The 14,918-nt window shown below is 36.7% G+C and carries 11 protein-coding genes and 2 pseudogenes; 9 read left to right on the top strand and 4 right to left on the bottom strand.

What is annotated here, in order from left to right; all coding sequences use genetic code 11:
* Nucleotides 1-37: 37 nt before the first annotated feature.
* From petA to trxB, 7 genes are all read left to right on the top strand, one after another.
* Nucleotides 38-628, top strand: a complete 591-nt coding sequence (gene petA, locus HF197_RS00415) for a ubiquinol-cytochrome c reductase iron-sulfur subunit (RefSeq protein WP_168463840.1) — start codon at nt 38-40, stop codon at nt 626-628.
* A gap of 37 nt (nt 629-665) precedes the next feature.
* Complete coding sequence (locus HF197_RS00410) at nt 666-1,598, top strand: hypothetical protein (RefSeq protein ID WP_218938896.1); 933 nt, start codon at nt 666-668, stop codon at nt 1,596-1,598.
* A 132-nt stretch (nt 1,599-1,730) separates the two neighbouring features.
* The gene (carB, locus tag HF197_RS00405) at nt 1,731-5,120 is read left to right on the top strand and encodes a carbamoyl-phosphate synthase large subunit (RefSeq protein WP_168463838.1); all 3,390 of its coding nucleotides are present in this window, start codon (nt 1,731-1,733) and stop codon (nt 5,118-5,120) included.
* Nucleotides 5,121-6,092 carry a D-alanine--D-alanine ligase gene (locus HF197_RS00400; protein WP_168463837.1) on the top strand — a complete coding sequence of 324 codons (972 nt, stop codon included), beginning with the start codon at nt 5,121-5,123 and terminating at the stop codon, nt 6,090-6,092.
* Nucleotides 6,073-6,831 (top strand): cell division protein FtsQ/DivIB, encoded by a 759-nt coding sequence (locus HF197_RS00395; RefSeq protein WP_168463836.1) that lies wholly within the window; start codon nt 6,073-6,075, stop codon nt 6,829-6,831. Before HF197_RS00400 ends, HF197_RS00395 begins: the two co-directional genes overlap by 20 nt.
* Nucleotides 6,832-6,914: 83 nt before the next feature.
* The gene (locus tag HF197_RS00390) at nt 6,915-7,514 is read left to right on the top strand and encodes a peroxiredoxin (RefSeq protein WP_168463835.1); all 600 of its coding nucleotides are present in this window, start codon (nt 6,915-6,917) and stop codon (nt 7,512-7,514) included.
* Entirely contained in the window at nt 7,515-8,450 is a 936-nt protein-coding gene (trxB, locus tag HF197_RS00385; protein WP_168463834.1) for a thioredoxin-disulfide reductase, read from the top strand.
* A 34-nt stretch (nt 8,451-8,484) separates the two neighbouring features.
* Here the strand turns inward: trxB and tnpC (HF197_RS00380) are convergent.
* Together tnpC (HF197_RS00380) and HF197_RS00375 are read right to left on the bottom strand one after the other, a co-directional pair.
* Nucleotides 8,485-9,845: pseudogene (gene tnpC / locus HF197_RS00380) on the bottom strand (IS66 family transposase).
* Nucleotides 9,846-10,046: 201 nt separating this feature from the next.
* Nucleotides 10,047-10,529, bottom strand: a complete 483-nt coding sequence (locus HF197_RS00375; RefSeq protein ID WP_168463833.1) for a hypothetical protein — start codon at nt 10,527-10,529, stop codon at nt 10,047-10,049.
* An 82-nt stretch (nt 10,530-10,611) separates the two neighbouring features.
* On the opposite strand from HF197_RS00375, the gene miaA reads away from it, so the two are divergent.
* Complete coding sequence (miaA, locus tag HF197_RS00370) at nt 10,612-11,496, top strand: tRNA (adenosine(37)-N6)-dimethylallyltransferase MiaA (RefSeq protein ID WP_168463832.1); 885 nt, start codon at nt 10,612-10,614, stop codon at nt 11,494-11,496.
* Nucleotides 11,497-11,503: 7 nt separating this feature from the next.
* Here the strand turns inward: miaA and HF197_RS00365 are convergent, their stop codons facing one another.
* Nucleotides 11,504-12,745: a hypothetical protein gene (locus tag HF197_RS00365; RefSeq protein ID WP_168463831.1), complete on the bottom strand. Its 1,242-nt coding sequence runs from the start codon at nt 12,743-12,745 to the stop codon at nt 11,504-11,506.
* A gap of 40 nt (nt 12,746-12,785) precedes the next feature.
* Here HF197_RS00365 and tnpC (HF197_RS00360) point away from each other — a divergent pair.
* A pseudogene (gene tnpC, locus HF197_RS00360) lies at nt 12,786-14,146 on the top strand (IS66 family transposase).
* A 184-nt stretch (nt 14,147-14,330) separates the two neighbouring features.
* On the opposite strand, the gene HF197_RS00355 reads toward tnpC (HF197_RS00360), so the two are convergent.
* Nucleotides 14,331-14,891, bottom strand: coding sequence for a CvpA family protein (locus HF197_RS00355; RefSeq protein ID WP_168464850.1), 561 nt, complete (start codon nt 14,889-14,891; stop codon nt 14,331-14,333).
* Nucleotides 14,892-14,918 lie beyond the last annotated feature (27 nt).

Raw genomic sequence — 14,918 nt, 5'->3', positions numbered from 1 at the left:
AAATTAAAATAAATAACTATAGCTAAGTGGATGATAAATGAATAAAGAGCTGAATGATAAACCGCTAAGTGATAAACTGCCAGCAGAAGAAGAAAATAAACAAATTTCTAAGGGTCAGAGTAGGAGGGAATTTATGACTATAACTACGTGTGCTATGGCAGGTATAGGAGCTGCAGGTGGGGTTTGGTCACTGGTTACATCTATGAACCCTTCTGCTGAGGTTTTAGCAATGTCCACAATTGAAGTTGACTTATCCGGAATTCAAGAAGGGCAAGGCAAGAAGGTAAAATGGCGAGGCAAGCCAGTGTTTATTCGCAGGCGTACGAAACAAGAGATTGAAGCTGCAAGGGCTGTGAAAGTTGGGGATTTGAGGGATCCTCAATCAGATGAGCAAAGAGTGTACAAAGGAAAAGAAGAATGGTTAATTATGCTTGGGGTGTGTACACACCTTGGATGCGTGCCGGTTGATCATGCAACAAAAGATGGTAATGGTTGGTTCTGTCCTTGCCATGGTTCATATTATGACACATCAGGTCGGGTAATTGGTGGGCCAGCGCCAAGCAATATGGAGGTACCAGATTATTTCTTTTCAAGTGAGAGTACTATAGTAATCGGAAAAAAAGCTTAACTTAAAACAATTCACATAAGTTTGATTATTAAGTGCTATGGTGCTAAGATCTTTTGTAACTATTTTGATAGGATTTGTGATACTTCAATTGAGTAAATTAGAAAATTTTGATGATCTGTTCACTGGACACCCTGAAAGTATTGAAAAAAATCTCAGTGCCCTTTTACCACAAGCAGAGGTTTTAGAAAACAAGTCGATATATTTGCAAATTTTGTCGCAAATCGCGCTAGCGCAAGCAATGCAAAAGAAGTTTGATCTAGCACACAAAACTCTTGATTCAGCGGAGGCTGCTCTTGCCCCACAATATCAACTTGCACAAGTTAGAATTTTACTTGAACGTGGGCGTGTTTTTCATCAATCTGACAACATAGAGATTGCATTGCAATTGTTTAATCAATCTTATGAATTAAGTGTGAAACATGGGTTTGACTTTCATACCGTTAATGCTGCTCACATGATTGCTATCGTAGAGAAAGGCATTGATAAAAAGATTATATGGAATAAAAAAGCAATAGATCTTGCAGCAAAAGCAGAAGATGAACGAGCACGTGCATGGCTTGGGGCACTTTATAATAATTTGGCCCAAAACTACATTGAAGCTGAGCAGTATCAAAATGCACTTTCTGCCTTTGAAAAATGCAAGAAATATTCGGAAGAAAAAGGAGAAATGATTGTTGTACGAGGTGCTAAATGGGGTATTGCATGCAGCTTACGTTCGCTTGGATTCTTAGATAATGCGCTTGAAATGCAGCTTGCACTTCTAAAAGAATATGAAAATATTGCTAATGGTGCACTTCCTATTGAGTTGATAGTAGTTGGCCGTGGAATGATTTATGAAGAATTGACTGAGATTCATCTTGCTCACACGAAAAAATATGCTGCGCTTGCTTATCAAGACCTGTCACAAGACCCTTGGTGCGTTAAACTGATGCCAGAAAGGTTAGAAAAAATGAAGCAACTGCAACAATAAGCAATTGGTATGATGATTGAATTAAGAAGAAGCAGTGATGTATAATAAACTTCAGCATTTTCATGTAGCTAATAAACATTCACACATGCGGCAAAGGCTGGTAATATTACTTAAATAGGAATCATTATTGTTATGCCAAAACGCACAGATATAGAGTCTATATTAGTCATAGGAGCTGGACCGATAGTTATAGGTCAAGCTTGCGAATTTGACTATTCTGGCACTCAAAGCTGTAAAGTGCTAAAGAGTGAAGGTTATAAAGTTATTCTAGTCAACTCCAATCCTGCAACTATAATGACAGATCCTGAGTTTTCTGATGTGACGTATATCGAGCCAGTACTGCCTGAAATCATAGAAAAAATTATAATCAAGGAAAAACCTGACGCAATATTGCCGACAATGGGTGGGCAAACTGCACTGAATTGTGCAATGAAGCTGGCAGATAATGGAATATTAGACAAATATGGTGTAAAGCTAATTGGTGTAAATAGAGAAGCGATTAAAAAAGCTGAAGATAGGGACCTTTTTCGTAAATCCATGGATAAAATAGGATTGAAGTATCCTAAAAGCATTATTGTTAAAAGCAAAGAGGAAATAGGAAAAGCTTTCGATTATGTGGGATTGCCTGCAATTATTCGCTCATCATTTACTCTCGGTGGTGCAGGTAGTGGCATAGCATACAATAAAAAGGAGTTTTTTGACATTACAGAAAATGCCTTAAAAATTTCACCAATTAATAAAGTGCAAATCGATGAGTCTATTATTGGGTGGAAAGAATATGAAATGGAAGTCATCCGCGACTGTAAAGATAATTGTATCATAGTCTGCTCAATTGAAAATGTTGATCCAATGGGTGTACACACTGGAGATAGCATTACTGTTGCCCCTGCTTTAACGTTGCGTGACAAAGAATATCAACAAATGAGAAATGCATCGATAGCAGTATTGAGAGAAATAGATGTAAGTGCTGGTGGTGCAAACGTACAATTTGCAGTCAATCCGAAAGAAGATGGTAGCCTTGTTGTCATTGAAATGAATCCAAGAGTTTCTCGCTCATCTGCACTTGCTTCAAAGGCTACTGGTTATCCTATAGCAAAAGTTGCAACTAAGCTTGCTATTGGCTATTCACTTGATGAGATACGTAATGACTGTGCACCAGTTATACCTGCTGCATTTGAACCGGTAATCGATTATATTGTCACTAAAATTCCTAGATTCGAGTTTGAAAAATTTAAAGGAACAAACTGCGAATTATCAACTTCCATGAAATCGGTCGGAGAGGTGATGTCAATAGGTCGCACCTTTAATGAGTCACTACAGAAAGCTTTTCGCTCGCTTGAGACAGGTCTCTCTGGGCTTAATGAAGTCTTTTCTGAAGGTGCAGATGTCGATCATATAAAGTCTCAATTAGCAAAATCACTGCCAAATAGGCTCTTAATTGCTGCAGATGCTATGCGCCACAAGATCAGCATAGAAGAAATAAATTCAATCACGGGGTATGATTTATGGTTTTTGCAAAATATACAGCAAATTGTTTTAGCTGAGCAAAAAATTAAAGAAGATGGATTGCCTCAAACTGCACATGAAGTGCTAGAATTAAAGAAGATGGGATTTTCGGATGCAAGGTTAGCTTCTCTGTCATCCCAGAGCTCCGATGCTGGAATGACACCGTACCTAGTAGAAGAAATGAGAAAAAAATTAAGTATTCATCCAGTATATAAATGTGTAGACACCTGTGCCGCTGAGTTTGAATCGAGTACTGCTTACATGTATGGTTGTTATGAGGGTAGTGCAGCAGACCTTCCGGTGTCATTCCAGTGCGTGACGCTGGAATCCAGAAATAAAAAAGAATGGATCCCAGTGTCAAGCACTGGGATGACAATAAAGGGTACTGGGATGACAGTGGAGAATACTGTGATGACAGAAGGAACAGAGTGCGAAGCAAACGTCTCCGATCGAAAAAAGGTAGTAATTCTAGGTAGTGGGCCAAATCGTATTGGTCAAGGAATTGAATTTGATTACGCATGCGTACATGTAGTATCTGCTGCTAAAGAAATGGGATATGAAACAATAATGATTAACTGTAATCCGGAGACCGTTTCAACTGATTATGATACTGCTGATCGTCTGTATTTTGCGCCTTTAGTTGCAGAGGATGTATTAGAGATATTAAAGAAAGAACAGGAGAATGGTACGCTTATTGGAATTATAGTACAGATCGGAGGGCAAACACCGTTAAAGTTAGCAAAAGTACTTCATGAGCGAGGTTTTAACATATTGGGTACATCATTTGATTCCATTGACCTTGCAGAAGATCGCATGAGATTCAAAAAACTTGCAACACAACTAAATTTAAAACAACCTGAAAATGCTATCTGTAATTCAGCTCAAGAAGCATTAATCAATGCAAAAAAAGTAGGATTTCCATTAGTAGTCAGGCCATCCTATGTCTTAGGTGGTCAATCTATGTCAATTCGGCATGATATTGAAAGTTTTAAGGATTATGTATCGGATCAAACTAAAATCTTTGAGCATGGCTCGCTTTTGCTTGATAAATTCTTGGTTAACGCAGTTGAAGTTGATGTTGATGCTATATGCGATGGAGAAAAAATTTTCATTGCAGCAATTATGGAGCACATTGAAGAGGCTGGTATTCACTCTGGTGATTCCACATGTTCGGTGCCGACAAACACATTAAGTGATGAGGTTATAAAAGAAATTAAACTGCAAACTGAAAGAATAGCACTTGCATTAAAAGTCAAAGGTCTGATCAATATTCAATTTGCCATTCAAGAAAGTGATGTATATATACTTGAAGTAAACTTAAGGGCAAGCCGTACTGTTCCTTTTATCTCCAAGGTAATTAATGTCCCTATCGCAAAACTGGCAACGAAAGTTATTTTAGGTGAAAAGCTCAATCAAGAAACACAACCTTTTGATCACTTTGCAGTTAAAGCTGCTGTTTTCCCTTTTACTCGCTTTTCTGGAGTTGACACTTTACTTGGTCCAGAGATGAAGTCAACAGGGGAAGTTATGGGTATTGACTCTTCTTTTGAAGCTGCACTTGCAAAAGCACACATAGCTGCAGGATATAAGCTGCCAACCGAAGGGTCAGCTTTAGTTTCCGTAAAAGATGATGATAAGGAGTATATATTACCGGTTGTGCAAATGTTAAAAGAGCTAAGTTTTGAAATATATGCAACTAAAGGTACAGCTTCCTACCTGAAAGATAATGGCATTGCTGCAAAGGCTGTGAATAAGGTTAGAGAGGGTAGGCCTCACATAGTTGATATGCTAAAAGATGGGAAAATAAATCTAGTGATCAATACTTCAAAGGGCGTAAAGTCAGTTTCAGATAGTAAAGATATCAGAAGAACTGCTATTTTGCAAAATATAGCTCATAGTACTACAGCTTCTGGCAGTAAGGCATTAGTGCTTGCAATTAAATACATAAAAAATAGTGAGTTACAAGTGAATTCACTACAGCAGATGCAGATTAGTTTAACAGAAAAAGCAATTTAAATGGCTCCAACTATAGCAGTTTTGAGCGGAGAACTTTCTCGCGAAAGGGAAGTGTCGCTCATGAGTGGAAAGGCGGTGAAAAAAGCACTTGATGCCCTTTCATATAATGCAATTGAAGTAGATGTTGATCAGAGTATCTCTGAAAAATTGAGAAAAATTAACCCAGACCTTGCTTTCATTGCTTTGCACGGGCCTTATGGTGAAGATGGTTGCATTCAGGGTTTCTTGGAAATTTTAGGCATAAAATACACACATTCTGGTGTCTTGGCTTCTGCTATTGCGATGAATAAGGTGATGTCAAAGCACATATTTAAATCTCTTGGTATTGGTATTCCACAGGGTTATGTGATTAGTCGTGAGGATGTATTAAATGGTAATATTAAAATTGATTATCCATATGTTTTGAAGCCGATCAATGAAGGTTCAAGCATTGGGGTGCATATTGTTTCTTCATGCGAGGACTATTTAAGGTTAAAAGATAACTATTTGTCATCACCTTCTGTATGCGCTGCAACCATTGCAGAAGAAATGGTCATTGAGGAATATATACCAGGTGTAGAACTACATACTGCTGTATTACTCAATGAAGCGATTGGGACAATAGAAATTAGGCCGAAGAATAAATTCTATGATTATGAAGCGAAATACACGGATGGGTTTGCAGAGCACATATTTCCTGCTGAAATTCCTGATGATGTGTATCAAATGACCTTGGAGCACGCACTTAAGGCACATCAATTTTTAGGATGTAAAACTATATCTCGTTCAGATTTCCGTTATAACCCAAAAGATGGAGCCTTAAAAATGCTTGAGATCAATACACATCCTGGATTCACTGAATTATCACTAGTGCCAGAAATTGCAAAATTGACAAAAGGAGTTGACTTTAACGATTTAGTTGAAATTATTATTGAAGATAGTTTACAGTGCGGGAACGTTAAGGGTAAAATAAATGTTGAGCAGTGTTACTAGAAGTCAAAGGCGTTTTTTACGTAAGTGCGCTTTTTTTATTATAACTTCACTTTTTCTTACTTTAGTCATTCTTAGTTCACTTGATAAGATCATTGACCGCTTTAACTATTATTTTAATTGGTGTGATGAATGTGTATCTAGTTTTCTACTGAATAGTGGGTTTAAAATTGATGAGGTAATTGTTACTGGTAATAAATTTGTAAACGAGCAAGACATTGTAAGGTTGGTGGATAAATCACAACCTATTATATATGTTTCGCTTTCTAAGCTCGCAAGTGATATACAATCCACTAACAAATGGGCAAAACATGTGAGTGTTCATAGAATTTTACCAAGTACTTTACAGATTGATATAGAAGAGCATAAACCATTTGCTCTCTGGAAAGATAATAATAAAACTTCAGTAATTGATTCTAAAGGTGAAGTAATTGTAGATGACTATTTAATAGACAACCTTGTTACAATTTCAGGGCAAAACTCACTATCAAATCTAGAGTTTGTTAAAGAGTTGTTAGAAAGCAAAGCTCAACTAAGTGGCAAGATTTCTTCTTTTATTTGCGTGGGTAATAGAAGGTGGAATGTTGTACTTGATGATGGTCCAACAGTGAAACTTCCTGAAGATAATCCTCTAGGTGCATGGGATTATTTAAATCACTTACACGATACAACTGATTTTGCCTTCAGTGATTGGAGCATAATTGACATGCGCATTGCTGATAAAATTTTTGTGAAAAGGTAATACTATAGAGCCTCCGGCTCATACAAAAGAAATCTTGCACGCAGATTTATCAGGGTGTAGAATAAGATTATTTAAAATGAATTATGAATCTTATAACAAAATCTGCTATTGATTTTACTGCTCCTGCTGTTTTGCCTGATGGAGAAATAGTTGATGATTTTTGTCTTAGTGAGCATATAGAGGGTAGGTATGCTGTTCTTTTCTTTTACCCACTTGATTTTACGTTTGTTTGTCCAACTGAGATAATATCTTTCAGCAATAAAATAGAGGACTTTTCAAAGCGTGGTGTTGAAGTTATAGGGGTAAGTGTAGATTCAAAATTTTCGCATCACCAATGGCGCAACACCCCAATCAATGAAGGTGGTATTGGAGAGATTAGTTATATTTTAGTATCTGATATCAAAAAATCCATATCGAGAGATTATGGAGTACTATATGATGATGCAATTGCACTTAGAGCCACTTTTGTTATAGATGATAAATTTGTTGTACGTCATCAATCGATAAATGATTTGCCTTTAGGGCGTAACATCGATGAGTTTATTAGAATTGTTGATGCGGTTAAACATCATGAAGAACATGGTGAAGTATGTCCTGCAGGATGGAATAAAGGTAAACCGGGAATGCAAGCAAGTGATGAAGGAGTTGCCGATTTTTTAAATTCGCATAGCGAAGAATTATAGATGGAGACTAAGTTTCTGATTATTGGATCTGGAGCTGCAGGTTATGCTGCCGCTATATACGCAGCACGTGCAAACTTGGAGCCGATTGTAGTAGCAGGAATGCAACCAGGTGGACAGCTTACAATTACTACAGATGTTGAGAACTATCCTGGCTTTGTTTCAATACAAGGTCCAGAGTTAATGGAACAAATGAAATTGCACGCAGAAAAAGTTGGGGCAAAGATAATAGATGATGAAATAAAAAACGTTGAACAATCTAAAGATCAAAGCGGATATAGATATAAATCCATCGGTAACTTTAATAGCTATCATTCTAATGCAGTTATAATTGCATCTGGTGCACAAGCAAAGTGGCTTGGTTTGGAAAGTGAAAAAAAGTTTCAAGGTTATGGAGTCTCAGCCTGCGCAACTTGCGATGGTGCATTTTTTAGAAATAAAGTTGTAGCTGTGGTTGGTGGTGGTAACACTGCAGTTGAGGAGGCAATATTTTTAACACGATTTGTCAAGGAAGTTATATTAATACACAGGCGTGATAAGCTCAGAGCAGAAAAAGTTATGCAAGATAGGCTCTTTAAGAATGATAAAATAAAAATAATATGGAATCATGCTGTAGAAGAAATACTTGGAGATGAAAGTCCAAAAAAAGTTACTGGCATTACTATTAAATCAACAGAAACTAAAGGAATTCAAGAATTGAAGGTAGATGGAGTATTTATTGCAATTGGACATGCACCAAACACAAGTGTCTTCAAGGGTTTTGTTGATATGGATGAGCAAGGTTACATAATTACTGAGCCAGGAACGACTCTAACTAGTAGGGCAGGGGTATTTGCTGCAGGTGATGTGCAAGATAAAGTATATCGTCAGGCAGTGGTTGCAGCAGGGACTGGATGTATGGCTGCACTTGATGCCGAAGCATTTTTAGAAGAGGCATAGCTTTAGCGTAATTGTATCCATTCAGGTGTATGGCTTAAGAAGCAATAGCCAGTAGGTTTTGAAAAGGATTTAACTTCTTTTGCCTCCAAGTCAAGTACAATGAAATTATCCTCTCAAGAAACATATTTCCCCGTTTCGATTGTGTAAAATATGAAACTTTTCGGTAAACAACGTAATGCCGAATCTGTCGCTCAGCATAGTTGTTTGTCAGTGGAATATTTTCTGGATCGTCCAAAAATTTCCACATCATCAGATCCGATTTCATGATATTTTTTGCTACTCGAGACGCTCCAATTGCCTCGGGTAAATTTGATATATTCTTTAAGTAATATCTCGTTCGCTTGCATAATTTTCTTGCTCTTCTTATGAACCTTAATGTGTCTATTTCATCCTTTAACAGAGCTTTTTTCAATGCAAATAATTCAGTAGCAACATTCCTTAAATAATACCCCAAAACTTTCACTTCGCTATTCCAACTATGAGACAACCTTTCAAAATCTCTTGCTAAATGTGCCCAACAGACCTGCCTTTTCTTGCTGGAAAAGTAGTTGTAAGCTGCATATCTGTCGGTCACTACTAGGTTGTTATTCTTTCCAAATTTACTATTTTCCAGGACTTTCATCCCTCTTGACTCTGTCAATTTGATCACACTTCCTATTTTGCTCGCAAACATCCAGCACCAGCCCTGTTTACCTTTGTTGTAATGGCTAGTTTCATCGATATGTAAAATTTTGCTCTTGCTTACCTCTTCCTCAATTTGCTCATATGCTTCTTGGCATTTTTCTGCCACTCTAGCCTCGCTATTTGATACACTACCGACGCTGATATCCAGGTTGAAAATGTCCTTTATAATATTTGCCACTTCTTTTTTCGAATTCTTGTAAAATCCACTTAATGCTGCAATTACTGACTTAACTCTTGGACCAAATGTGTCCGCAGTTACTCCTTCTTGTAGCTTGCTACTTTTTCTTTTTCCACATCTTTTGCAACGTCCATGCTCTAGTTAATATTCAACTACATACGGCTTGATTTCCGGCAAATCGACCTTTTGATGAGTATACGGATCTTTTGATACCGCAATTTCTCCTCCGCACTCACACGTATTGGGCAGTTCTATTTTTACCATCTCATCTGCCTCCATTTTAGGGCGGTAACTGCCTTTATGTCCAACCTGTGCTCCTACTTTCCTGTCACTTTTTGGCTTATTTTCCCTCATCTTATATAATTCTTTGGAGCTTGGTATAGATGAATTTTTTGAATTTAAGCCAAGCCTTTCTTTTAACTCAGCGTTTTCGATCCTTAGCGCTTTATTTTCTGCTTTAAGCTCTTCTATTTTTGTTTCTAACTTTTCTATAGTCTGCTTAAACTTTCGCAAAATTCTAAAAGATCAACCATATTACCTCACAGCCACTCTAGTTTACCTTTTTAGCATTCCTTGTCTACTCTTTATTTTACCGCCCGGCTGAATGGATACCACCTACATATAGCGAAGAAGGTGAGCCTTACTATTCACCATACCATACAGAATATATGATTAATTGGTAATTCGCAGTAAGTATCCAGGACGAAACATAATTAAAATCAATGAGGAGCTTATTACAACCCAAACTCCTCATTGATTTTATCAACTATTTCTTGAGATGGATCTTCTCCCCATCCTGAATATAGAATTTCTCCATAATCTGCAACATCCATAGAACCAGTTCTGCTTTTTGCAAGGAACATTTCTCTTTTTTCTTTATCAACCAATACGTAATGCCAAGCGGACCTTCCGCGATCCTTACCACGTACTAAATATATAAGATCTGATCTACTTCTTCGCGCCGCATCAGCATGAGATCTCTCATTAACTGTCTTACTTTTGCTTTTAATGCCACCACTTTCAGAAAAGGCCTCTTTAGGCTGGGGTTTTTGACCTGCTAACTCAGCAATTTTACCCTTTTCCCCTAATGCACGCTCTTTGGTATTTCCAGATGAGTATTTGCTAGCAAAACCTCCTCCTCCGCTTGTGCTATCAGAATTTTTTCTTGCAAAATGTTTAACAAATGAATCATTATCGTTATCGTTACTTTCTGTCATAAAAATCTCCAAATTTTAGATTGTATAACCTAAACTTTTGCTACACTCTACTATTATACATTAATTAATTAAATTAATATAAATGAAAAACAATGTAGTAATTATTACAGGAATTACGGCCTCAGGTAAATCAGAATTATGTGATAAGCTAACAAAAAAATATAGTAATATTAGAATAATTAATTGCGACTCAAAGCAGATATATAAAGAGATTCCCATAATAACTGCTCAACCGCCAAAACAGGAAGAATTTTACAAGCTGTATGGCTATGTTTCTGCAAAAGAAAATTATTCTGTTGGCTTATGGCTTGAAGATCTAAAGAAGGAAGTAGGCAACGCATTAGAAAATTTACAAATACCAATAATTACCGGTGGTAGTGGCCTTTATATTAGTAGTTTAGTTAAAGGCTTATCATCAATGCCGCAGATAAGTCAAGAAGTAAGGAAAAACGTAAATGAACTAAAAAAAAATTCAAGTAGAGAAGAATTTTATGCACTGGTGCTGAGCAAAGACCCAAACATTCAAGGCAAAATATTTATGAATGATTCTCACCGTCTTTCAAGAGCACTTGAAGTTATTACTGAAACTAAAAGGTCTATTCTTAAATGGCAAGAAGAGAAAGATCCTCCATCATTCAATAACATTAAGATGTATACAATTTTACCTAAACGTGAAGAAGTATACCAAAAAATAAATTCTCGTTTCACTACAATGATTGAAAACGGAGCAATTGATGAAGTAAAAACTCTACTCAGCATGAATTTAGCTCCACACTTACCAGCTATGAAAGCACATGGAGTTCCAGAGATCATAAAGTATCTAAAGGGTGAAATCACTCTAAATGAGGCGATACAAATTGCACAAATCAATACCAGACATTACGCAAAGCGTCAGTATACCTGGTTTAGAAATCAATTTTCAAGTTCTGAAGTAATCAATTGCACAACAGAACTTGAATTGTATTAGATAATGCTTAGTTATACAAGAGAGGTCTATTTCTTTGTGGCCCTACATCTATATCAATAAGCAGATTTAACGGTACACCCTCTACTTCATCATTCCCTGCGAGCCTAGCTCTTACAATTGCTTCTTTCTGCATCATCATAAGATCATGTGCTGATACATGAGCTGGATGATCTTCTGGAAGATTACCTCTAAAAATATTGCACAAACAGGAAAATAAGCTACATAAAATCATTCCTATTGCACACCACATAGCAAGTCCAGCGCATGCTGCAATAGTAACTTGCAGTAATTCAAGGGATTGACATACACTGCAAGCAGTAGAACTTACTTCTTCAAATAGAAGTAGCGGAGTGCCAATGGTGAATAACAATTGTGAAGCAAGAAAGTACCCTTTTCCAGCTACCATATCAGTAAGCACGGCAAAGCAATATAAAGACACTAATGCTGAGAATAATATGGTCTTTTTATTACTTGAATTCCTATTATCATTCCCACCCATAAAGATAAACTTTTTCAATAAATACATATGAAAGCTCAGAGCGGCCATAGCATATAATGCCAGCAACGCTTCATATTCTAACCACATACATAACAAAGAAATTAGTAAAAAAGCGCTTACCTTTACAAGAACAGGAATTTTTTTTCTACCTCTTCTTTCATCTCTTTGCCTCACCTCAACTCTTGGCCTGATTATACGCTGCCTTACTATTTCATCTACCTGCTGCCTTACTCTTTCATTTCGTTGTCTTGCATTTTCTACTAATTGTTGCCTTATTCTATCATTTTCTTGCCTTTGTCGTTCCGCAAATTGCTGATTAACCTGTTGCCTTATTCTATCGTTTTCTTCCGCAAACCTTTGCATTACTGCTCTAGCATCCTGCATATCAAGCCCTTGCATTGCTGCTCTAGCGTTTTGTCTATTTTGTACTACATCCCTAACCTCCCCTCCAATGTTAAAAACTGGATGCTCTAGCCCTCCTTCTCTTATACCTCTCTCATTCATACACCTTACAATTTCGTTTACAATTTCAGGCGTGCCTAATTCCCTTGCATATTCTAGTACAGTATGATTGTAACGCTGTATAGGGTAAGGAAAATGATCAATAATATATTGGTTCCTAATAGAAAAATTGATGTCCTGATGTGTCAAAAGGATTTTTACTGCTTCATTAAGCTTAAAAGAAATAGCAATGTGTAAAGCAGTATTACTGTATCCATTCAGCCGGGCGGTAAAATAAAGAGTAGACAAGGAATGCTAAAAAGGTAAACTAGAGTGGCTGTGAGGTAATATGGTTGATCTTTTAGAATTTTGCAAAAGTTTAAGCAGACTATAGAAAAGTTAGAAACAAAAATAGAAGAGCTTAAAGCAGAAAATAAAGCGCTAAGGATCGAAAACGCTGAGTTAAAAGAAAGGCTTGGCTTAAATTCAAAAAATTCATCTATACCAAGCTCCAAAGAATTATATAAGATGAGGGAAAATAAGCCAAAAAGTGACAGGAAAGTAGGAGCACAGGTTGGACATAAAGGCAGTTACCGCCCTAAAATGGAGGCAGATGAGATGGTAAAAATAGAACTGCCCAATACGTGTGAGTGCGGAGGAGAAATTGCGGTATCAAAAGATCCGTATACTCATCAAAAGGTCGATTTGCCGGAAATCAAGCCGTATGTAGTTGAATATCAACTAGAGCATGGACGTTGCAAAAGATGTGGAAAAAGAAAAAGTAGCAAGCTACAAGAAGGAGTAACTGCGGACACATTTGGTCCAAGAGTTAAGTCAGTAATTACAGCATTAAGTGGATTTTACAAGAATTCGAAAAAAGAAGTGGCAAATATTATAAAGGACATTTTCAACCTGGATATCAGCGTCGGTAGTGTATCAAATAGCGAGGCTAGAGTGGCAGAAAAATGCCAAGAAGCATATGAGCAAATTGAGGAAGAGGTAAGCAAGAGCAAAATTTTACATATCGATGAAACTAGCCATTACAACAAAGGTAAACAGGGCTGGTGCTGGATGTTTGCGAGCAAAATAGGAAGTGTGATCAAATTGACAGAGTCAAGAGGGATGAAAGTCCTGGAAAATAGTAAATTTGGAAAGAATAACAACCTAGTAGTGACCGACAGATATGCAGCTTACAACTACTTTTCCAGCAAGAAAAGGCAGGTCTGTTGGGCACATTTAGCAAGAGATTTTGAAAGGTTGTCTCATAGTTGGAATAGCGAAGTGAAAGTTTTGGGGTATTATTTAAGGAATGTTGCTACTGAATTATTTGCATTGAAAAAAGCTCTGTTAAAGGATGAAATAGACACATTAAGGTTCATAAGAAGAGCAAGAAAATTACGCAAGCGAACAAGATATTACTTAAAGAATATATCAAATTTACCCGAGGCAATTGGAGCGTCTCGAGTAGCAAAAAATATCATGAAATCGGATCTGATGATGTGGAAATTTTTGGACGATCCAGAAAATATTCCACTGACAAACAACTATGCTGAGCGACAGATTCGGCATTACGTTGTTTACCGAAAAGTTTCATATTTTACACAATCGAAACGGGGAAATATGTTTCTTGAGAGGATAATTTCATTGTACTTGACTTGGAGGCAAAAGAAGTTAAATCCTTTTCAAAACCTACTGGCTATTGCTTCTTAAGCCATACACCTGAATGGATACGATAATTTCATTGTACTTGACTTGGAGGCAAAAGAAGTTAAATCAATCCTTTTCAAAACCTACTGGCTATTGCTTCTTAAGCCATACACCTGAATGGATACAATTTTGATCAAGTTATAGGATAACAATAAGGTCTGTGATAGCTATCCCACATCCTTTCAACCTAATCAACCTCCTGCTCTTTACCAATGTCTTTTATCTTTAATATTAATGACTCTGGTATATACATATCAATTACACCTTCTACTTCTACAAATAAAGTCTGATAGGAATGCGAATTTATTATCCAGCTAGGCAACACATCTACTGCCTCCACTTTAGTTTGCTCCTCCTTTTTCTCATATATTGTATGGCAATATAAATGCACAGCAAAAAACAGCACATAAGAGAGCAAAACTCCTCTAAATGCACCGAGGAAAATTCCTGTTGCTCTATCAATAAACCCCAATCTTATTGGTGACAATATATACATCAACCAATTATTTATTATCATAAATATGAGATTCAGTATGATGAACACGGAAATTGTAGACAGTATGTTCAGCGTGATTGTAGAGCTAAAATATTTACTATAATTGACAATAAAAAAATCATAATAATCAACTGTTAAAAAGACTGATAGAAACAAAAACATTAATGCACACAGCTCTTTTATAAACCCTCTAGTTGCTGAAATTACTATACATAAAATGATAATGAAAATTATTAGACAATCAAAAAGCATATGGTTTTTAAGATATAACAATTATAA

This window comes from Wolbachia endosymbiont of Ctenocephalides felis wCfeT (assembly GCF_012277295.1).
Lineage (GTDB): Bacteria > Pseudomonadota > Alphaproteobacteria > Rickettsiales > Anaplasmataceae > Wolbachia.
Note: the sequence above shows the minus strand (reverse complement) of the source record. Positions and strands in the feature narration are given on the sequence as shown.

What these genes read in the sequence shown, in the direction of transcription:
- HF197_RS00410 (WP_218938896.1), top strand. Translation starts at nt 666, where the DNA reads ATGGTGCTAAGATCTTTTGTAACTATTTTGATAGGATTTGTGATACTT.
- HF197_RS00400 (WP_168463837.1), top strand. Translation starts at nt 5,121, where the DNA reads ATGGCTCCAACTATAGCAGTTTTGAGCGGAGAACTTTCTCGCGAAAGG.
- trxB (WP_168463834.1), top strand. Translation starts at nt 7,515, where the DNA reads ATGGAGACTAAGTTTCTGATTATTGGATCTGGAGCTGCAGGTTATGCT.
- HF197_RS00355 (WP_168464850.1), bottom strand. Translation starts at nt 14,891, where the DNA reads ATGCTTTTTGATTGTCTAATAATTTTCATTATCATTTTATGTATAGTA.
- petA (WP_168463840.1), top strand. Translation starts at nt 38, where the DNA reads ATGAATAAAGAGCTGAATGATAAACCGCTAAGTGATAAACTGCCAGCA.
- HF197_RS00375 (WP_168463833.1), bottom strand. Translation starts at nt 10,529, where the DNA reads ATGACAGAAAGTAACGATAACGATAATGATTCATTTGTTAAACATTTT.
- HF197_RS00390 (WP_168463835.1), top strand. Translation starts at nt 6,915, where the DNA reads ATGAATCTTATAACAAAATCTGCTATTGATTTTACTGCTCCTGCTGTT.
- HF197_RS00395 (WP_168463836.1), top strand. Translation starts at nt 6,073, where the DNA reads ATGTTGAGCAGTGTTACTAGAAGTCAAAGGCGTTTTTTACGTAAGTGC.
- miaA (WP_168463832.1), top strand. Translation starts at nt 10,612, where the DNA reads ATGAAAAACAATGTAGTAATTATTACAGGAATTACGGCCTCAGGTAAA.
- carB (WP_168463838.1), top strand. Translation starts at nt 1,731, where the DNA reads ATGCCAAAACGCACAGATATAGAGTCTATATTAGTCATAGGAGCTGGA.